This window comes from Dyadobacter sp. CECT 9275 (assembly GCF_907164905.1).
In the GTDB taxonomy this organism is placed as follows: domain Bacteria; phylum Bacteroidota; class Bacteroidia; order Cytophagales; family Spirosomataceae; genus Dyadobacter; species Dyadobacter helix.
Window position 1 is genome coordinate 1565690 of the sequence record NZ_CAJRAF010000001.1, and the last position, 20277, is coordinate 1585966.

Below are 20277 nucleotides of genomic sequence, written 5' to 3' on the forward strand. Positions count from 1 at the left end.
AGGATCTTTTTGCTATAATTTGAAACACCTAAACCTGACTATTAAACAATGCAGTTTGACAAGTATGCTCAACTTTACAAAAATGCTTTATTGGATGATGTAATTCCCTTTTGGTTGAGAAATTCGGGGGATACTGAATTTGGAGGGTATTTTACCTGTCTGGACAGGACTGGCGAGGTATTCGATACCGATAAGTTCATCTGGCTGCAATGCCGGCAAGTCTGGTGTTTTTCAATGTTATACAATCAGGTAGAACAAAAAACGGAATGGCTGGATTTTGCCATTCAGGGAGCAGCATTTTTGGAAAAGCATGGTCGTGATCAGGAAGGCAACTGGTATTTCTCGCTCACCCGTCAGGGAGCACCGCTGATCCAACCCTACAATATATTTTCGGATTGTTTTGCTTCCATGGCTTTCGGGCAGCTTTTTAAGGCTACCGGCAATAGCGTATATGGGCAAATTGCGCTGGATACCTTTCATGGGATACTGCGGAAGAGAGATAACACCAAGGGGATTTATAATAAGAATTACCCAGGAACCAGGCCGTTACAAAGTTTTGCACTGCCGATGATCATCTGCAACCTGGTACTGGAGATTGAACATTTGCTCGATCCTGTCCTGGTCAGCGACAGCATAGCCAAAGGGATTCATGCGGTAATGGAAGAATTTTACCAGCCCGACCTTGGGATCATTCTTGAGAATGTTACCCCGGATGGAAAGTTTTCGGATTCGTTCGAGGGCAGGCTGGTTAACCCCGGGCATGGGTTGGAGTCTATGTGGTTCATGATGGATCTGGCCCGCAGAACCAGTGACCAGAAGCTGATCCGCAAAGCGGTTGATATCACCCTGAACCTGCTGGAATATGGGTGGGACAAGGAATATGGCGGTATCTTTTATTTTATGGATGTGAAAGGACATCCTCCCTTACAGCTCGAATGGGATCAGAAATTGTGGTGGGTACACATAGAAACGCTCATCAGCCTGCTGAAAGGATATCAGCTCACGGGTGATGAAAGGTGCAGGGCCTGGTTTGAAAAAGTACACGATTACACCTGGGCTCATTTCCCTGATCCCGAAAACGGCGAATGGTTTGGGTATCTCAACCGGGAGGGAAAGGTTTTGCTGCCTCTGAAGGGCGGAAAATGGAAAGGTTGTTTTCATGTACCCAGAGGGTTGTTCCAATGCTGGAAAACGCTGGAGGCTATCTCGGCCAAGGAGCCGGGAGTGATCACCGTCTGATTTTATCAATTTTTGCAGCAAAAAAATCACTAAAGTAAAAGCTGGGATATGGCAAATTTACCTTCACAGGCAACGGTTGTAAATGAGTCGGGGGAATCAGGGAAAAGTTATACCCCGGCATTGATTTCGCTCGCTGTATTGTATTTTATGATGGGTTTCATTACCTGTTTGAACGATACCCTGGTACCTTTTTTTAAAAAAGGTTTTACATTGAGTTATTCGGAATCGTCCCTGGTACAGTTCTATTTCTTCCTGACTTACGGAATTATGTCCATTCCTGCGGGCAAAGTGGTTGAAAGGGTAGGTTACAAAAACGGCATGGTCCTGGGTTTTCTGGTTGCAGCCTTTGGGGCGCTGCTGTTTTATCCGGCATCGGTTTTTCATCAGTATTACCTTTTTCTGACGGCCCTGTTTATCCTGGCGATCGGCATTGTACTATTGCAGGTTGCAGCTAACCCTTACATCACCATACTGGGCCCCACCAAAACGGCATCGGCGCGGCTGACACTGATCCAGGGAGTGGGTTCAATCGGTACCACAACGGCTCCGCTGTTTGGTGCTTATTTCATTCTGGCTCCGCTGCAGGGTGCTGTCTCGGGAAGTGAAGCTGTAAGATACCCCTATCTGGGTATTGCTCTGGTATTGTTACTGATAGCGACGGCAGTTTATTTTCTTTCTCTCCCGGTAATCGGCATTCAAAAGGCAGGTGGAAACTCCCTGATAAAAGCGCGGAGCATTTTTTCTTTTCGCAACCTTAATTTTGGTATTATTGCCATATTCGCATACGTAGGAGCGGAGGTTTCCATTGGTACTTTCCTGACCAATTATATATCCGAACTACTTTCCGTGACCGAAAGTGAGGCCAATACCTTTGTAGCTTTTTATTGGGGAAGTATGCTCGTAGGGCGGCTGTTCGGTTTTTTCGGTCTGAGGGTTTTGAAAGCCCCACTGATACTGAGCGTAGCCGCGGCGGTATCCATCGGATTAATTTTGTTTTCTGTCAGTACCAGCGGATATCCGGCGGTTTGGAGTATGATTGCGGTGGGGTTATGTAATTCGGTAATGTTCGCCATTATTTTTTCACTTTCGGTGGAAGGGGTCGGAAGTTATACTACCCAGGCATCAGGACTGTTATCGACAGCCATTGCAGGAGGGGCCGTTGTTTCCTTCGCCCAGGGTGTTTTAAAGGATCATACCACCTGGCAGGTGGCTTTTTTAATTCCCGCGATTTGTTATGTTTATATCCTATTTTTTGGAATAAACGGTTATAAGCATAAGAACGACATCTTTCATAGCTGATTACCGCTCAGGAAAAGCCAGTGGCAATCGTAGATTATTAAAAAACAGGTTACCTTCATGAATCGCAGAAATTTTATTGAATACCTTGGCATAGGAAGTACTGCAGCAGCTTCTGCCTCTTTTTTTTCATCCGGAGCTTTTGCCGCATCTTCATCATTATATACCGCCAACACAAAGGAGTTGTCTGCCGACGTGATCATAGCGGGTGGTGGGCTGGGTGGCTGTGCGGCTGCGCTGTCGTCTTTAAGAAATGGTTTGTCGGTTATCCTTACCGAGGAAACAGAATGGATAGGCGGGCAGCTTTCGCAGCAGGGTGTACCACCGGATGAACACCAGTGGATTGAAACACACGGAGCCACGCAGGCATACCGGGATTTCCGGACCGCTGTGCGCCAGTATTATAAAAGCAATTACCCCTTAACCCCGGATGCACGATCTCGCCAGTTCCTTAATCCGGGCGATGGAGCCGTTTCCCGATTATGTCATGAGCCGCGGGTTGCAGTAGCCGTTTTGCTGAATATGCTTGCGCCGTATCTGAGCAGCAGAAAACTGATTTTACTTACAGGACATAAAATCACAGGCGCGGATGTATCCGCTGATCAGGTGAAGGCGCTTCAAGCCAGAAATGTATTTACCGGCAGGGAGCTTATCCTTGCAGCACCTTATTTTGTGGATGCTACCGAAACCGGAGAGCTGCTCCCGCTTACCAGAACGGAGTATGTGGCGGGTGCGGAAGCAAAAAAGGATACCAGGGAATTACACGCAGCGGACGTTGCCAATCCACATAACAATCAGTCTTTTACTATGTGTTTTGCAATGGATTATCTCAAAGGCGAAAACCATGTGATCGATAAACCGGCGGAATATGCATTCTGGAAAAACCTGATACCCAAGATGAAACAACCCTGGTCGGGCAGGCTGCTGGATCTGGGTTATTCGGATCCGAAAACTCTGAAAAGAAAAGAGTTAGGATTTCATCCGGAAGGTATCCGGACGGGGGAAAGGCTGAATCTCTGGAATTACAGAAGGATCATCAACAAGGAGAACTTTACGGCAGGGACTTATCCGGGTGACGTTACGATCGTCAACTGGCCGCAGAATGACTATTTCCTGGGCGACGTGATCGATGTGAGTGAAAAGGACTTTAAAAAGCATGTGGAGAAGGCAAAACAGCTGAGCCTGTCATTACTATACTGGCTGCAAACCGAAGTTCCCCGTCCCGACGGTGGACAAGGCTGGGCTGGGTTGCGGCTTCGCGGTGATGTGATGGGAACGGAAGATGGATTGGCGAAGTATCCTTATATCCGGGAGTCGAGGAGGATAAAGTCTTTGTTCACGATTCTGGAAGAACATGTCGGGGCTGAAAACCGAAGTCTGGTGACAGGCGAAAAGACTAATCTGAAAGCTGCTGATTTTTATGATAGCGTAGGAATAGGTTATTATCATATTGACCTGCATCCCAGCTCCGCGGGAGATAATTATATTGATTTCGCCTCCCTTCCTTTTCAGATCCCGCTTGGCGCCCTGATTCCTCAGCGGGTTCAAAATCTGTTACCGGCCAACAAAAATATTGGAACAACCCATATTACCAATGGCTGTTACCGTCTTCATCCGGTAGAATGGAGTATCGGTGAGGCAGTCGGAATTTTGGTTGCCCAGGCTATCAGGGAGAAAGTGATTCCGAAAGTCATCAGAGAGGATAAAGGCAGATTGGCTGACTTTCAGGACATGGTACGGAAGCAGGGCATTGATACTGCCTGGCCTAAAGCATGATGATGGGATGTGGTCACACGTTGCCCGTTTCTTCACCGAAAAGTAGATAACCAATAGTTATGTAGCTTTTCGGTGAAAAATAAATGAAATAAACAGTAAGTTTGGAAAAAGTAAGGTTCGTCTCTATGAGTGTTAATATCAGGTTTCCGTCGGGTTCTACCAAACAAAATAATTTAAAGCGCTCGGTACTAGGCTATTTTGCGGTAAATGGGAATACTACCATACCGGATTTGTCCAGGGAGCTGGATATCAGTGTTCCTAAAATTACCGCTTTGGTAAACGAACTCATCCAGGACGAATTGCTGAAAGATTATGGAAAAATAGAGTCTAGCGGTGGCCGAAAACCTTCGTTATACGGACTGATAGCTGATTCTGCTTTTTTTATTGGTGTGGAAGTGAAGCATGATCAGATCAATATTGGAGCTACAAACCTCAAAAACGAGCTGATTAAGGTCTCGGAAAAACTTCCTTACGACCTCAACAATACCCCTGATTCGCTGGCAATCCTGTACGATTATATATCTTTTTTTATCAAGGAGCTCGGCGTGGGCAAGGAAAAGGTACTGGGTATCGGGATTAATCTGTCGGGACGGATCAATTACCAGACCGGGCATAGTTACAGTTACTTCCATTTTGAGGAAAAGCCTTTAAGTGAGATCATTGAAAGTAAAATAGGTATTCCGGTATTTCTGGAAAATGACTCTCGGGCTATGGCTTATGGAGAGTTTTATGAAGGGGTGGTAAACGAGGAAAAGGATGTACTCTTCCTGAACCTGGATTATGGCATTGCGGTGGGGATTCTGGTAGATGGAAGTATTTATTACGGCAAATCAGGATACGCCGGTGAGTTTGGTCACATGCCTTTGTTTGATAACGAATTGTTATGTCACTGCGGCAAAAAGGGATGCCTGGAAACCGAAGCATCGGGATGGGCTCTTACCCGCATGTTCCGTGAAAAGTTGCATGAGGGATCATCTTCTGTTGTATCCCTGCAGCACATTGATCCCGAAAACGTTCATATGGAGGATATTATCAGGGCGGTTCATAAGGATGATGTACTGGCCATTGAACTGATCGCGAAAATAGGTGAGCGGATTGGCCGTGGTATCGCTTTGCTGATCAATATTTTCAATCCGGAACTGGTCATCCTGGGCGGACGGCTGGCAGGTACCGGTGATTACCTGCGCTACCCGGTGCAAACCGCTATTAATAAATATTCCCTGAGCCTTGTTAACAACGATACCAAGCTCGTCCTGTCCAAACTGGGCGACCGCGCCGGCATTGTTGGGGCTTGTATTCTCGTCCGTAACAAAATGATGGCCTTGCATTAACCTGGTTGCAGTGATTTCTGGAAGGCACCCTTTTAAAACCAGAAACCTATCTGCACCGCAATCCTGGGTTTTTCTTCCTTCTTTTCTTTTGGTATGAAGGCACCTGCTGTAATGGTCAGGATATCCACAGGTGCCAGCCATATTCCTCCGCCGTAGGTGTAGTGCCAGTTTTCGGAAGGGTCATTTTTGAGCCAAACCCTGCCATAATCGAAACTGCCGAAGATACCGTAAGTAAGCGGAAGGGTAGGGTTGTAACTACTGCCCAGGCGTATGCGGAGGTCTGTATCGTGCCATACTGTACTTTTTCCATAGAATCTTTCGGTACGGTATCCCCGCAGCCCCTGCTTGCCACCCAGGGTTGGCATCTGGAAAAATTCATATCCACTGCCGAAATTTATACCAGTACCAATCTGAGTTGCCAGGATGATATTCTCCCTGGTATCCAAAGCATTATAAAAGGAAAACTGTGCCCGCCACGATGCAAAATCCCGATTCGTATTGAGATGTTTCGTCCAGTTAACGTTGGACCGGAAGCGTATCCCGGAATGCGGAGCGAACACATTGTCCACACTGTTGACGTCGAATAGCAGTTTGGCACCTGTGAAAAATTTGGTTTCAAAGATGTCATTGCTCAGGCCATTCTCGCTGTTGGTTATATACCTTCCCTGATTTGCTTCAATATCTGTCAGTTCTGCAAAAGGTCCCAGGGCAATGAAACCGTTATTATTGGCAAACCGTTTTTTGATGGCGGGATAAATGTGCAGGGCGGTCTGGTGTACACGGTAATAATTGGCGTTGTCAACAGGTCTTTCGGAGGTATTGCCCAGCCCTGCGTAGTTAAATGCATAGGTTGGTCCGCGATAGTAGGTATCCAGGTAAAAATCCAGGTTTTTGAATGTATTGATAAAATCTCCTGTATAGTTAACTTTAAACGCATTGGTCCCAAATGCATAGGTCCCGCCAAAAGTCTGTACCGACGCATACGGTTCCTTTTTGAAACCATACTTTGTCATACTTACATTTCCACCTATCAGTACGCCGTCATCAGGATTAAAGCCCAGGACAGGCATGGGCATGGCAATGTCGTAATTACTATCGGCACTGCGGCGGTCATAAACATTGTATCGGTAAAGACTGGTTCTTTTATCTTTGGTGTCAGGTCCTGTTGCAAGGATGTTATTGCCCAGGTCATCGTAAACCAAAGCATACTTGCCGGGTGATTTTACACTTGAGTGGTCTGTGAAGCGGTCTTTTCCTAATCCACCTATCATTCGGACCTCTAACCCTTTCCTGACCTTTCCATTGATCACGAATTCGTCATCTCCTCCGTTCCCGTATAGGTTAACAACCTGGGTAACATTGCTTTCGAACGTCCTTTGGTATTCCTGCTTTTTCTGGATTCCTTTTTTGCTGATTTCATAAACAGTCACTTTGGTTTGCGCATCATCCAGCCTTTCCACAACAAACCTTTCAGCCTCCTCTGTTCCAATCACATTCACCGACTTGCTGACAAACTCATAATGTTGCCTGGCCAGGTTTTTAAGATGATCTCTTCGGGCCATTATGCTTTTAATCAGCGTCGGGGATGACAATGCGCGTGCTTTGTCGGGCCAGTTGTCGAATGATTTTTGTATCACCTCATCCGTCAGATTTTTTTGTATGAATTCAATCTGTTCCTCCCATTGTTCCCAGTTTAACTCATTCAGGAAGGTACGATCAAACAGCCGGGCGCTCCAAGTGGTCCATTTCATGCTGCTTACTTCGGGGTTAAAACTTTGCAGCTGTCGCAGGAAGGGGAGTGTCAGCCGGGCAACGCTTGTAAGTAACCCGTCGTAAAGAGAAAAGGCCTGGTCGCGGTCACGGGGAATGGGGCGGTACAGGTTACTTCCATCTTTTTGTTTAATGGAGGCCCAGGCCCACTGGTCGTCATGCCGGTCCCAGTCGCCGATCACGAAGTCAAACAAACGTGTTCTGACCGCCCATTTTTCGTCTACTTTATTTTTATTGTTTTCAAGAATTCCCTCCACCAGTTCAGGGGTACTTACAATTTTATCCGGTTTCCCGAAAAACGCCGCATCTTTCCATTTTTTACCGTCGGGGCGCTCTTCAAACAAATTCATGGTACCGCCAAACAAAGTATTGAAATTGGCAAGCCCCGGTTGTGACGGAACATAATAAAGCCGGGGATTGGTATGGTAAACCTGAATGGCGTCTGCCAGAACGGGCATTGAAAGCGGAGCGAACGGATTGGTAGACAGAAAGTTGTCTTCTACCAGATACTGCGCTGCAATCATTTTATTGAATGGAAAGGGCAGAAAACGGGTAACATCCTTGGTCAACCCGCGGAGTACATATTCTTTCCCGTTCGGATCTCGCAACCTGAGCGAATTGGTCTGGTTACCGCCTCCTTGTTTCACTGGCGTGAGACCATCTTTGTAAGTACTCAGGTCCAGGACCGGGAAAGGGTATTTTTCAATGTACAGATCACGATTGTGCTGGCCAAACAGGAACTTGTGAAAAGCGCCGACGGGCTTCACTTCTTTCCTGGTTACAAACTGGATTGTAGAATCCTTATGCTGTTCATATTCTGCAAATTGAGCCGTAGAATCAAGCGTCTCAACAGTTGGTTTTTCTTTTATTTTCTTTTGAAAAAGAACTTTTGCATCCTTTCCGTCGGGACTTACCTGCCAGTATTTAACCCATGTTTCGCCTCCTTCATAAAAACTTAAAGTACTATAACCGAGTGCAGTGGACGAGAACTGAGAACCTTTGCCCATACCCACCGGGCTGGTTTTTGAGCCGCTCCCGCTTACAATAAATTCCTGTCCGTCGTTTTCGATGTACTGGAGTGTATGCTCATGTCCGCTGGCAAAAATAAAGTTGCCGTTTTTCTTGGCACCCGCCAAAATTGCCGTCCGCAAATCTCTGTAATGCTTGTTAGCCACATCCTGCCTTGACCCGATCGTGGCACGGAAGAGTGCGCTCAGGCTACCCAGGCCGGGAAGCGGAATATACAGGTTCGGATTCAGTTCAGTCAGCGGGAAAATGTGCTGTTTGACGGTTAACCTTCCACCATGCGGGCCGTAGGTATAGGGAGGATGGTGCATGGCGATCACCACATTTTTATTCCGGTATTTACGTACCACATTTTCAAATACAAACCTGAAATGTTCCCGGTTTTTGATCTCGCAGCCATCGTTAATCCGTGCATCCTTGTCCCAGTCGGTAAGCCACCATTGCGAATCCACTACAATAATCACCACGTTGTCATTCAGCTCAACCACCTCGGGGCCGGAGCAAGCATCAAGCGGTAGGAAATAATTTTCATATTCGTCCTTATCTGTTTTGCCGCGCCGTTTATTCAAATAGTTCTGGATGTATTTTTCCTGGCGTTTTAACCCCTTCACGCCCCAGCCGCGCCAGTCGTGATTACCCGGAAGAAAAACGGGGTACCCCTTAAAATCATTTAATGTTTCCAATTGGGAGTTGATCCGGTATTCGGCGTCGCTGCGATTGGCAGAATCCTCTGCGGCGGGCATGCCGTAACCATAAATATTATCACCCAGAAAAACCGCAGAACTGTTCTTTGATTCACTGCTAAGCCTGTTTTTCAGATATTCCATAACGGGTGCCTTATGCCCGGGAGAATCATTCCCAGCATCGCCGATGAGGTACATGGTATGCTTGAGTACCAGCTTCGGGTCTGGCGCATTGGCTTCCCATTTTACTGCTTCTTTGGCATACTTCGTTTTATAACCCGCACAGGACCAGTAGAAAACGGGGAGTGCTAGTATAAGAAAATAACGTAGAATTAATCTCATAGAATTTTTATCATTTTTTGCGGACAAACTTCAGAATATTGCCGTCCGACAGATCGTCACCTTCATCGGAAATATACATATTCCCGGTTTTGTCAAAAGCAATACCTTCCGGCTGGTTGAATGTATTTCCGTTCAGGCCAAATGCATGTTTAACCTTCCAGTGGGTATCAGTAATTACTAACAGTTTGTTTACGGCCGAAATGATATACCATTCAGAGGTAACAGGGTTCTGTGCCATGGCGGACGGTCGGAAACCTCTCTCCACCTTTCCGCTTATCGCTTTTATTTCGTCAACATTGATACTGAAATTCCCGGCGGTTTTCGCCTGGTCTCCCAGTTTCAATATATATCCCGAAACCCTTTTTTTAGAATTATCCTGCGGGCAGTTTTTACAGATCACATACAACTTACCTGTTTTTTCGTCGCCGTACATGCCTTCGTATTCGCCTTTAGGTAACACTTGGTCCAATTCCTTTACGCCGGCTGGCTCTTCATAAACTGCTTCTGAAAAAGGAAAGGTGAATAAATGCCCGTTACTTTTCAGGATCACGACCTGGTCGTTCAGAATGGCAACGTCTTCATAATCTCCTTTCTTTCCAAATTTGGTATGGCGTTGTACTTTTACGTCCCACCCCAGCCTGAAAAGCTTACCTTCTTCATCCTGGATAGCGTAAACCGTATCGCTGTTTCCTTTGTAAAATGTGATGCCTGAAATTTCAAACAGGCTTTCGGGCATGTTGAATTCGTCGGGGCTGTGAAGGTCATATTCTTCAAATACCTCCTCTTTTTCCTTTGTGGTGGCATTACAGGCAGCCAGCCCGATTGTGATCAGGGATAATGCGATCAGCCGAATAACTGAATTTTTCATAGTACTTGTGCTGTGAGTTCCTTTTCGATGTCTTCCGCTGATGCCATCAGGAGCCTGTAAATTGCCTCCTGTGAACGGGTATCTTTTTCGTTTCTATTCATAGGGATATTTTTCAGGTCCCGGTCAATCCGCACCGCTTTGGCAGTATCCTCCCACTGCAGTGCAAGGATAGAGACCATCTGTTTTTTTATTTCCTCATCATAAACCGGAAAACAAACCTCAATCCGGCGGTAAATATTCCGGTTCATCCAGTCGGCCGAACCCATGAATACTTCCTGTTTCCCATTGTTATGAAAAATGAAAACCCTGCCATGCTCCAGATAGCGATCCACGATCCGCCTGACGGTGATGTTTTCGCTGAGTCCCGGAACACCGGGCACGATCCTGCAGATACTGCGCACGATCAGATTTATACCGACTCCCGCATGGGAAGCTTCATAAAGTTTTTTGATCAGTACCTCTTCTTCCAGATTGTTCAGTTTGATGGTAATGCCGCTCGGCAGCCCTTTTCGGGAATTCTCAATTTCTCTGTCGATCAGCTGTAAGAATCTGTTCTGCAGGTTAAATTGAGCTACCAGCAAATGACGAAAAACCAGGTGATCGGTATTTTCGGGTTTTTTCTTCTTGCTTAAAAATCCAAAAAGGTTTTCGGCTTCTTCCAGCATTTCCTGATGTGCCGTGAGCAGTATATGATCGGTATAAAAACGGGCCGTGCTTTCGTTGAGATTCCCCGTTGCCAACAGGCCAAGCAGTGCAGATTTAGCGTTTTTTCTTTTTACAAGCGCCAGTTTCGCATGTACCTTCAGGGTGCTTACGCTATGGATAATTTTCACGCCGGCCGATTTCATCTTTTTCGCCCAGTGAATGTTATTGGCTTCGTCGAAACGTGCCTTTAACTCCACCAGTACCGTCACTTTTTTGCCATTTTTAGCCGCGCTGATCAGTGCATGGGCAATGCGTGAATCACTCGCTACCCTGTACATGGTGGTGTACACTTCGGTCACACTTTTGTCGATGGCCGCTTCATTAAAAAACCTTAAAATGGTATCATAACTCTGATAGGGAGCGTGGACGATCCGGTCCTTTTCCGAAATGGTATCAAATAATGTGGTATTCGGGTTAAGGGTATCTACCTGTTTGACGGCAGGCCAGTCGGGGTAAGTAAGAGATGGAACATGTACGGGTAGTGACGCCAGATCCTTAAGATTATGATACCAGCCTCCTTCTACCAGAGCCGCTTTCTGGAGATTTAAGATACTGGTAATATACTGGAGATGCCGGGTGGGCATACCTGGCTCATACAGGAACCTGGTGGCAAAACCCATGTCTCTGGATTTCAGTTGTTTCTCAAATTTTTCGGTTAATATTTCGTCATCGTTTTCGTCTAGCACATTTAGCTCCGCATCACGGGTTACTTTGATGTTGAAAGCGGCGATGTTTGTTGCGCCGGGGAACAGGTTCTGCAGATTGCAGCGGATGATATCTTCCAGAAACACAATATAGGCAAAGCCATCTGCATCAATCCGCACAAAACGTTTGAGGTCATTACTGGGAACATTGATCAGATAGGTGCGTTCGCCCGAAGGGAATTGAGTGATGGCTACCAGGTATAACTGATTGTTTTCCGGGAAAAAACGGGTATTGTCTTTCAGCTTAACAGGCTGAAGAAATCCGGCAATGTGTGTATAAAAATAAGTATTGACAAATGGAAGGATGGATTCTGGCAAAACCTCATGGTAACAAAAATGAAAACCATGATTTTGCAGCTCCGGCAGGATGGTTTTCTTTAAGATCTGCCCGTAATGGTCCTGTTGCTGGTTGATGATCTCAGTGGCCTCTGCCAATATTCTCTGATTTTTACCGGCCGCTTCCAGTTTTTGCAGGTAGGGGATCCGGACACGATAAAACTCGTCGAGGTTGGAAGAGTATATGGACAGGAATTTAATCCGTTCAAGCAGCGGGACTTCCTCGCTGGCGGCCTCCGACAATACCCTTGCATTAAAAGTCAGCCAACTGATATCCCGGTCAAAAAAAAGCGGCTCCTGCATGTGATTGTCCAATTAATGTCCGTAAAAAACAGAAGCAATTACAAAAGAGATCACCGAGGTTACTATTCCAAACATGAAAACGTTGTAAGCTACGCGCAGTAAACGGTACTTGCGCCCCAGTACCACCCCCTGTGAATAAACATCCTTGGTCAGGCTGCCATAGAGAAACTCGCGGTCGTTCATCATCTTGTTCATTCCGCTCGAATACTCACCGTACGACATCCTGTAAAAATTCCCGAAGAAAAGCAGATTCACATTTTTGGTGTCAATATCCTCCTGTGTGAACGTTCCGTGCGGAAGACTGGGTCTTGTGGCCAGTATTGAAAACACCATCGTGATCACGCAAATGGTCAGTAACAGGGTGGTAGGAATGATCAGATAGGAGTTGTCTTCCAGCTTACGTATCAGTACACTCAAGAGTACCGATATGATAATGGAGGTGGTGGTGATCATAATGTGCGCCTTATTGTCTGCCATGTCGCTCAGTCGTTGGTGGTTATTGGAGCTGATCCTGAACATGGTTTCGATCCCCTTGTCTGGCCGGTCGGACTTTACTTTCTTATTTTCATTATGCTCTGCCAAAGCCGATGCTTCTTCCGAAAAGAGTGCTTTGGGACGTGTAGTTTCTACCTCCAGTACGGGTTCTGTTTCAAGGTCTTTTTCCTTAAGTTTCTCAAGGTTTTTCTTTTTCTGCTTGTCCAGCAAATTTTTGCAGAAATCGGTATGGAAGGTGTGTTCCTGTAATAATCGGATGGTATCCTGCCGCCATTTTACCTTATCTATTTTTTTTCCCAGCCTTTGCTCCGCTTCTTTGCGCATGAGTTTGTTGCGTTCCTGAAATTCTTCCGTCCCGAAATGGAAAAGGTCTGCATCGCAGACAATCTGTTCCAGCAGTGTTTTAGGTTTTTGGGGAATGATCGTGGCCAGAATGCAGGCCTTTACGTTTTCAATGATACCTTCGTCAAAACCTTCGCCTGCCAGAAACTCCGATGCCAGCTCGGCACCGCGCAGTTCGTGGCTGGACGACTGGCCGGTGTAATACCCCGTATCATGAAACCAGGCGGCTGCTCCTACAACGAATGAATCCCGGTCGCTGAGCCCATAATGGTTCGCGATTTTAGCTGCATTGGATACCACAGACTCTGTATGAGTAAGGTTGTGATAGATGAGCTCTGCGATTTCGCTGTTGCCAAAAAAATGCTGAACATGATGCCTTACTTTGTCGAGCCGGTTATTGTAATTCATAAATGAAAGGGAACAGTGTATTCTTTATAAGGTAAGTACAAGTTAACTTAAGAAAAACGAAACATTGGTCACAGTTTAAAATAATCGGTACTGGGCAGATTATATCTTGTGTGCCGAAAAGTGATCGCTTTTCGGTTCAAAACAGACGACGGATTTCAATTCCATTCCGAATCGAGGTTAACTCCGATTCTCAGTGCTTTCAAACCGTTCACGCCCTGCAGTTCTTCCAGGTCCAGGTATTCCAGGTCGTCCAATAGAGTATTCTGTTCCTGCAGATACCTGATGTAATCCACATATTCCTCAGCTGATTTATTATTGAAATAAACCATCGCAATTTTCCCGGGCTGCGTGAGGCGTTCGCCGGTACCCTTCACATGCACCTTGTCGATTCGTTTTTTAATGATCTGATAACGGATATTGTATGCGCCTTCCACATCAAACCGGCGTTCGTCATCCCGGAAACTGATGTCTATACTGCCCGAATTAATGAAAATGAGCTGCGTGGTACGCAGGTGTTTTTCCATTTGCGGAAGTAGCGAATGCGTGATCCTCGCTATGGCGGCCATGGAAGTAAGCTGCCATAGCCTGATATTTTTCAGATAAAGGTGGCTGAAAGGTTTGTTGGGATCAATGGCCTGGCCAATATAAATATCATATTCAATCCCGTCGGTCCTGAACTTTTCAAAGTACGTTGGGTACGACAGCTGGATCTCATTTTTGAAAAGGTCCAGGTACAGATTCACCGAGGAGTTAATTTTTTGCATTGATATTTCCAGTGCCCGCCGTTGCGCAAAGGCAGCACCGTTTTGTTCGTCAATGATATCAAAATAACTATCTATAGCCTCTGCAATGGGGTCTATCTCAGTTTCAGCAGCGCTTCCGGCCAAGGCGGGAACCGTCTGTATCACGCGGTTTTCTCTGAAATGCATCAGGAAAGGATGTACTTCGGTTTCCAGGAAATCCCGGATTTTCATTTCATCGTTGTCATTTGATTCATCCACGATCTCGGCCAGCCATTTTTTGCATTTGAAAACCATTTCGTCCGCCAGGCCAAAACCCATTTGTTTTTTGAGCACCGAAAACGTTTCGATCAGGACGTTGAACTGTAAACGCAGGTCATTCCTCAGGGCCAGATTTCTTTCTATCGTGGAATTCCGGATATCTATTGCACCATAAAGCGGATACACATTTTTGAAATTAATACTTTCAATGGTTGCCGTGCTTGGCGACAGGGTTTTGTCTCTCAGGTAATGCCAGGCCGCGTCCTTGAATTTCCATTGAACGGCCGGCTGCAGGGAGGTGAATTTTTCCCGGATCACATTTTCTATGCCTGCATTAAACTCCTCAATACTGTTATGAAGTATCTGCGCGATCAAAGGAAGGGCCATATCCAGCCTGGAAATCAGTTTTTCATCCAGCAGATTGGCCTGGTAGGTATACACCTCAAGTACACCCACTATCCGGTTGTCAAAGTAAACGGGCAACAATCCGTAGGATTGGATACCATCCGTTTTTAATATCCTGATAAATTCGTATTTCTCATCCTCCTCCGTAAAAGATCTCATGAAGATCAGCTTAGGATCACTGAAATAGCTTTCCGCCATCGACAGGTACGTTTTTTCGGCCAGATCGCCGATGGCGGCTGCACTGATGAGCTTGCTGTTCAGGAAAGTACTCTGCTGGAAAACCAGCTTGTTGTTGACTTTCAGCATGGGCATCATCCCAAACTCAATCGCCTGGTTTTCAACCAGCCCTTTCAGGGATTCGGTTACCTGACTAAAAAATGTCTTTGAGTCAAATGTACTTCTGTTCAGGATTACATTTTTGATGTTTTCAACGGAATGTTCCGAGGTGACGTCGGTCAGTGTGATGATTGAAAACCCTTCAAACCGGAAAAGAGAGAGCGGAAGCAGATCGGTGATCAGACTGAGATCCTCATTTGCCTGAAATCTTCTGCGAAGCAGTTCAAGGTTTAATTCAGGAAGTTCGCCTTTGGGAGAAACGGTCGTAAAGCTGTTGTCAATATTAAGCTTGTAAAATTTCTGAAGTCCGGATACGTCGTCTTTTAGGGTAATGATCAGATCATTGGAATGAATGGCAGGGAAATTATAGAGTTTTTCCAGCACAAATGCATAGACCATCTGTACCTTTTCCGTCACAGAAAAGGAGTTTTCCTTCATAATACCGCATTTTACTTCACCGGTGGAGTTTTCAATCATCAGATTATAGAAAGCGTCGGTTCCGTAAAGAATAATGGGGCTTATGGGGGTACTAATGGCCCACAGAACGGATTTTTCGTCGGTTACGGGCGGTACAAGCATGTCGTATACCAAGGCAAGCTGCTCCTCGTATTTGGATATATTGCCCAGGGGAACACTTTCCAGAAAAGCAGGGTCAGCTTTGAGCCGGTTGACAACCATTTCAAAAAATGACCTTCGGATAGAAGTTTCCTGTTGTATTTTGTTTTCAAGATGGCTGACGTACTTCCTGAAAGAGATGGAAGCATCAATAGTCAACGCCGCCAGTGGAGAGTCTTTCGAGACATCAATGATGATGGATTTCATTATTTTTATTGTCCTGGTCGCAGATGTGTAAGTTAAGAATTATCCTGCGGTTACCGGATTTAATCCGGGAAAATTCACAAATAGCCGTGGGTAAACTCTTCATTTTTTGTTTCCGGCCTGAGCCGATAAGGAAAAATAATTATATAATCGAGAACAATAAACAATGAGATAGAATTCCTTTAAAAAGGACGATTATTCTTTAAAGTTTGAATCTTATACCCGCACCTATTTTGATAATGTCCGACGGGGACAAAGATTTCGTATTTAAAAAATAACTGACCAGGTACAGATCATTTGAGTTGAGTTCTATATAGCCTGTGGTTGCTTTGATAAAATTGCTTTCAGGAGATTTCCAGGTTATTGAAGTTTCGGTTATGAGGTGTGCTCTGAGGGCAGTTTTCCACCAGTAATAACCTTCCGGATATCTTCCCGGCCATCTGAAATGAAAGTCTTCTCCAAACTGGTAGCTGAAGCGGATGCCCGTATCCAGTACATTGATGTTCATCTTTGTAGAAGGTTTTATAATGAAAGGTTCGTAAACAAATGATCCTGATAAGATATGCAGGGGGCCGCCTTTTGGCTCTGGTACATAACCGTACTGTACACTAAGCCTGGCACGGTCTTTCAGGATGTCATATCCGGTTCCCACGCTGAGCCAGCCAATACTCCCCGCATACTGGACGGTGGCAAAGTCTGGGATTAGCCATTTGAGCGGCTGTGCCTTTGTCGGTAATAAGCCTGAGAGGATAAACAGGATGATTATCCGGAGAAATTTGTCATTCATGGTTTCAATAATCGATGATGCTCTTCAATACCTTGCCATCCACTATTTTCAGCAGGACAAAAGCATCCTGTTCGTACGCATAACTGGTGATGTAACGAACATGGTCATCATAGGGGTAAAAATCTCTGTGCTCATGCACATGGCCGTGAAGTGATACAAGCAAATTCGGTGTCTGGCTCAAAAGCCGGGTGTAAGGGCCTTCAAGGTCAGTGTTGAATTCGTCTGGGCTAAAGGGCGGTACGTGCGAAACCGTGACGATATGTTTCACGTTGGCGGCAGGTTTCAGTGCATTGCCCAGCCAGTTCATATCCGGTACCTTCCTGAACTTGTACTCGAGGCTGTTGGTATTGTGGGTCACAAACCGGATGCTGTCATAAACAAATGAAAGATTCAGTGGCCCGAACATTTTCTCGAAAACGACTTCTCCATTGGCCACCAGATCATGGTTGCCGATTACGCCGATGTATGGTTTGCTGAGTTTTGCCAGGCGGCTGTTAACCCACTCAAATTCCTGCAGAAGCCCAAAATCGGAAATGTCTCCCGCCAGTAAAATGAAATCTATTTCCGGCAGGGTATTGGCCTTTTTTACAAAACGGTCGATGTGAGCATAAAATCGCTGGGAATCTCCGGTGAAGGCGATGGTCACGGTATCATCGGCATTCCGGCCTAGTTTGGCAATGTTCTTTTCGTTGAGATTAACGGGAGAGTTCCGGTCGCTGGTCTGGTTAGGGCTAAATTCAAAAGCGTTGCAGCTCCCTAGAAACAAGGCCAGGATAAAAAAACTGTTGCGCGCAAAAGCAGGGTGCTTTAATACGTGCAACAGCAGATATTTTACAATCGTTTTCACAGCATTATATCAAAAAATTACGATAAAATCTCGGTCATTTTTCCCGATTTTTTGAGGTACCTGACGTAGCCGTAGGCCAGCCCCAGCAGGATTACTATGGCGCCAAATAGCCAGTTTCGGTTGGGCGCGTTATATGTTAATTCCGGATATTTGAACAGCAGCAAGGCAGTGATACCCACCAGCCACACCAGCAGGGTATTGTACTCTTTCAGGATCCATCTTTTGTAATTGAACCGCATTCCGGCCAGGGTATCTGAAATTCCATCGAAGCTGAACCACCAGCGGTTCACTTTCTGGCAGTAATTATCAAACTCAGCACCAAATTTATTGCGAAGAAAATTCTCTTCTGCCAGCACAATGGCCTGATAGATAAACAAGAAAAACGGTATGACCAGCCCAACATACAGTAGCGAATTGGAAAGTATTCCGGCTCCGAGCAGCATCATTATATTACCCACATACAGCGGGTTACGGCCATGCCGGAAAATGCCCTCGGTCACCAGCTTTTCGGCATATACTTTCTTATCGCGACCACCGCGGATGATATAGGCCAGCCCGATGGTGGCTGCCCTGATGGCCTCTCCGGAAATGGTGATCAGCAGTCCGAGGATGATCGGGATTAAATAATAATTTTCTCCCCACCCGGCAGCTGTAAACAGGGCAGGTGAAGGAGCAAAAAGAAGCAGATATAGGAAGATGAATAAATTATTCCTGTAACGAAAGAAGAAGTTTCCGATGGCGATCATTGTTTGGTAGCGATTATTCCTGAAAAATTGTACCACTTGAAAAACGTTTCGCAGTGGGTAAAACCGGATTCATGGAGGAGTTCTACATTTTCAGATAATTTGTAAGGGATTAGAACATTTTCCAGGGCCTCGCGTTTCTGTGATATCTCCAGCTCGCTGTAATCCCGGCGGCGTTTGTAGTCGTAATAGTATTTGATGAAGTCCCGGTTAAAAACGCTGTTTTCCGCCAGTACCTTTTCTACGAGTATCAATACACCTCCCTGGTTTAACCCTTCATAAATATTTTTGAGCAGTTTGCTGCGGTACAGCGGGCGCACAAACTGGAGTGTCAGACAAAGTATTACTACGGAGGCATTTTGAATGCGGGGCTGTTGATGGAGATCGTCGACGAGCAGCTCGTACGGACGGGTAAGACCGGCTTCCTTCAGTTTTATGTCGCATTTGCTGATCATTTCTGCCGATTCATCAATACCGATAAAGGGGATATCCTGTGGAACGAGCTCGTTAAGGCCAATTAAGGTTGTGCCCGTAGAACAGCCCAGATCGTAAATACTTGTGCCGGGCAATGCGTGGTCGGCAGCCAGTTCCGCAACCATGCGCTGGATTTCGCCGTAGTAGGGGACAGAACGGTTCACCATGTCGTCAAAAACATTGACAACCCTGGTTCCGAATTTAAAATCTGAAACTTTGGTGATCTCGTCTCTGAAAACAGCGTCCTGCTCCTGACTATTGGATCTTTTCATAGTTTTTAATCATCATAATTGGTGTTGATGTTCCCTTGCTTATCTGATATTACCAGACATTGTTCTGGGGCAGTTTATGTCTGATAGGTTCCCTTGTGTTTTCGGTGAATCTGTTGAAAACAGCGGAGGCAATATAGGGTGCGGCTTCTTCCCGGCAGGGGGCAAAGCTAGGCCAGTCATTCAGGTCAATGATTTTGAAATTGCCGTCTTTGTCCACAATCGCATCGCCGCCGTAAACTTCCACACCCACCGCTATTGCGGCTGCATTGGCTATTACTTTCAGTTTTTCAGTATCAAATACATAATGAGAAGCCTGTCCGTTGATATTCTCGTAGTCGGTATATTTGTGGTGTTTATTTTCGAAGGGATAAAACCAGTAAAAAAATCCCGAGCTGCGCACACCGTAAAACTTGACGAGATCCCCGGTCAGATGTTCGGAAACCAACGCCTCCTGGATATCACGCAAACCATATTCCCGCAGGATCTCATGCCCTTCCTGCCTTGAACTTACAAATGTTACATCCTCCCGGTGCATGGCGTGGAAATCACCCCTCTTCACCCAGAACTGCTGGAACGGGAAACCGTCAAAAACCCCGGCATCGTTGTAAAATGTGGAGACCACCAGGCTACGGGGCACTGGAATATTGTAATATTCCAGTGCTTTGTGCATGTTGATCCGATACGAATTTTCGATACTAAAGCCCGAGTTGACAACTTTTGCCCCACGGTATTCCAATGACTGCAATTTTTTTACGACCTGTTTCTGGCGGGCCATGGTCATGATATGCTGAGATCCGTTCTGTTCCTGAGCAAGGAATTCGTCCTCATCGTAAAGCTGGATTTTGCAGCCCATTTTCTGTAATTCTGCCAGCGTCAAAGAGAATATCGCCTCGTCGTTCCCAATATGATTGGGAGAGTATTTTTTATTGCGGCTCACCGCCAGTATTTCTAAATGTTCCATGTTAATCG

General features: G+C 45.8%; 14 protein-coding genes. 4 read left to right on the forward strand and 10 right to left on the reverse strand.

Going from position 1 to position 20277, the window contains the following annotated elements; genetic code table 11:
• Window positions 1-48 precede the first annotated feature (48 nt).
• From KOE27_RS06425 to KOE27_RS06440, 4 genes are all read left to right on the forward strand, one after another.
• Window positions 49-1239, forward strand: coding sequence for a n-acyl-d-glucosamine 2-epimerase (locus tag KOE27_RS06425; protein ID WP_215237990.1), 1191 nt, complete (start codon window positions 49-51; stop codon window positions 1237-1239).
• Between the two features lie 48 nt (window positions 1240-1287).
• Window positions 1288-2538: a sugar MFS transporter gene (locus tag KOE27_RS06430; protein WP_215237991.1), complete on the forward strand. Its 1251-nt coding sequence runs from the start codon at window positions 1288-1290 to the stop codon at window positions 2536-2538.
• Window positions 2539-2595: 57 nt separating this feature from the next.
• Window positions 2596-4311, forward strand: coding sequence for an FAD-dependent oxidoreductase (locus KOE27_RS06435; protein ID WP_215237992.1), 1716 nt, complete (start codon window positions 2596-2598; stop codon window positions 4309-4311).
• A gap of 125 nt (window positions 4312-4436) precedes the next feature.
• Entirely contained in the window at window positions 4437-5642 is a 1206-nt protein-coding gene (locus KOE27_RS06440; RefSeq protein ID WP_215237993.1) for an ROK family protein, read from the forward strand.
• A 32-nt stretch (window positions 5643-5674) separates the two neighbouring features.
• Here the strand turns inward: KOE27_RS06440 and KOE27_RS06445 are convergent, their stop codons facing one another.
• The 10 genes from KOE27_RS06445 to KOE27_RS06490 form a co-directional block, all read right to left on the reverse strand.
• Window positions 5675-9463 carry a metallophosphoesterase gene (locus KOE27_RS06445; RefSeq protein ID WP_215237994.1) on the reverse strand — a complete coding sequence of 1263 codons (3789 nt, stop codon included), beginning with the start codon at window positions 9461-9463 and terminating at the stop codon, window positions 5675-5677.
• A 10-nt stretch (window positions 9464-9473) separates the two neighbouring features.
• A complete protein-coding gene (locus tag KOE27_RS06450; protein ID WP_215237995.1) occupies window positions 9474-10331 on the reverse strand; it encodes an SdiA-regulated domain-containing protein in 858 nt (285 codons plus the stop codon).
• Window positions 10328-12379, reverse strand: coding sequence for a polyphosphate kinase 1 (gene ppk1 / locus KOE27_RS06455; protein ID WP_215237996.1), 2052 nt, complete (start codon window positions 12377-12379; stop codon window positions 10328-10330). Before ppk1 ends, KOE27_RS06450 begins: the two co-directional genes overlap by 4 nt.
• A gap of 12 nt (window positions 12380-12391) precedes the next feature.
• Window positions 12392-13624, reverse strand: a complete 1233-nt coding sequence (locus KOE27_RS06460; protein WP_215237997.1) for a Pycsar system effector family protein — start codon at window positions 13622-13624, stop codon at window positions 12392-12394.
• A 155-nt stretch (window positions 13625-13779) separates the two neighbouring features.
• On the reverse strand, window positions 13780-16188 hold the full coding sequence (locus tag KOE27_RS06465) for a GAF domain-containing protein (protein WP_215237998.1): 2409 nt from the start codon (window positions 16186-16188) through the stop codon (window positions 13780-13782).
• Window positions 16189-16387: 199 nt separating this feature from the next.
• Window positions 16388-16972, reverse strand: a complete 585-nt coding sequence (locus tag KOE27_RS06470) for a hypothetical protein (protein WP_229252665.1) — start codon at window positions 16970-16972, stop codon at window positions 16388-16390.
• Between the two features lie 4 nt (window positions 16973-16976).
• The gene (locus KOE27_RS06475) at window positions 16977-17819 is read right to left on the reverse strand and encodes a metallophosphoesterase family protein (RefSeq protein ID WP_215237999.1); all 843 of its coding nucleotides are present in this window, start codon (window positions 17817-17819) and stop codon (window positions 16977-16979) included.
• Window positions 17820-17836: 17 nt separating this feature from the next.
• Entirely contained in the window at window positions 17837-18565 is a 729-nt protein-coding gene (locus KOE27_RS06480; RefSeq protein ID WP_215238000.1) for a methyltransferase family protein, read from the reverse strand.
• Window positions 18562-19308, reverse strand: a complete 747-nt coding sequence (gene cmoA, locus KOE27_RS06485) for a carboxy-S-adenosyl-L-methionine synthase CmoA (protein ID WP_215238001.1) — start codon at window positions 19306-19308, stop codon at window positions 18562-18564. Before cmoA ends, KOE27_RS06480 begins: the two co-directional genes overlap by 4 nt.
• Window positions 19309-19357: 49 nt before the next feature.
• Complete coding sequence (locus KOE27_RS06490; RefSeq protein WP_215238002.1) at window positions 19358-20269, reverse strand: ATP-grasp domain-containing protein; 912 nt, start codon at window positions 20267-20269, stop codon at window positions 19358-19360.
• Window positions 20270-20277 lie beyond the last annotated feature (8 nt).

Coding starts and splice junctions, on each gene's coding strand:
- KOE27_RS06425 (WP_215237990.1), top strand. CDS start 49: ATGCAGTTTGACAAGTATGCTCAACTTTACAAAAATGCTTTATTGGAT.
- KOE27_RS06430 (WP_215237991.1), top strand. CDS start 1,288: ATGGCAAATTTACCTTCACAGGCAACGGTTGTAAATGAGTCGGGGGAA.
- KOE27_RS06435 (WP_215237992.1), top strand. CDS start 2,596: ATGAATCGCAGAAATTTTATTGAATACCTTGGCATAGGAAGTACTGCA.
- KOE27_RS06440 (WP_215237993.1), top strand. CDS start 4,437: ATGAGTGTTAATATCAGGTTTCCGTCGGGTTCTACCAAACAAAATAAT.
- KOE27_RS06445 (WP_215237994.1), bottom strand. CDS start 9,463: ATGAGATTAATTCTACGTTATTTTCTTATACTAGCACTCCCCGTTTTC.
- KOE27_RS06450 (WP_215237995.1), bottom strand. CDS start 10,331: ATGAAAAATTCAGTTATTCGGCTGATCGCATTATCCCTGATCACAATC.
- ppk1 (WP_215237996.1), bottom strand. CDS start 12,379: ATGCAGGAGCCGCTTTTTTTTGACCGGGATATCAGTTGGCTGACTTTT.
- KOE27_RS06460 (WP_215237997.1), bottom strand. CDS start 13,624: ATGAATTACAATAACCGGCTCGACAAAGTAAGGCATCATGTTCAGCAT.
- KOE27_RS06465 (WP_215237998.1), bottom strand. CDS start 16,188: ATGAAATCCATCATCATTGATGTCTCGAAAGACTCTCCACTGGCGGCG.
- KOE27_RS06470 (WP_229252665.1), bottom strand. CDS start 16,972: ATGAATGACAAATTTCTCCGGATAATCATCCTGTTTATCCTCTCAGGC.
- KOE27_RS06480 (WP_215238000.1), bottom strand. CDS start 18,565: ATGATCGCCATCGGAAACTTCTTCTTTCGTTACAGGAATAATTTATTC.
- cmoA (WP_215238001.1), bottom strand. CDS start 19,308: ATGAAAAGATCCAATAGTCAGGAGCAGGACGCTGTTTTCAGAGACGAG.
- KOE27_RS06490 (WP_215238002.1), bottom strand. CDS start 20,269: ATGGAACATTTAGAAATACTGGCGGTGAGCCGCAATAAAAAATACTCT.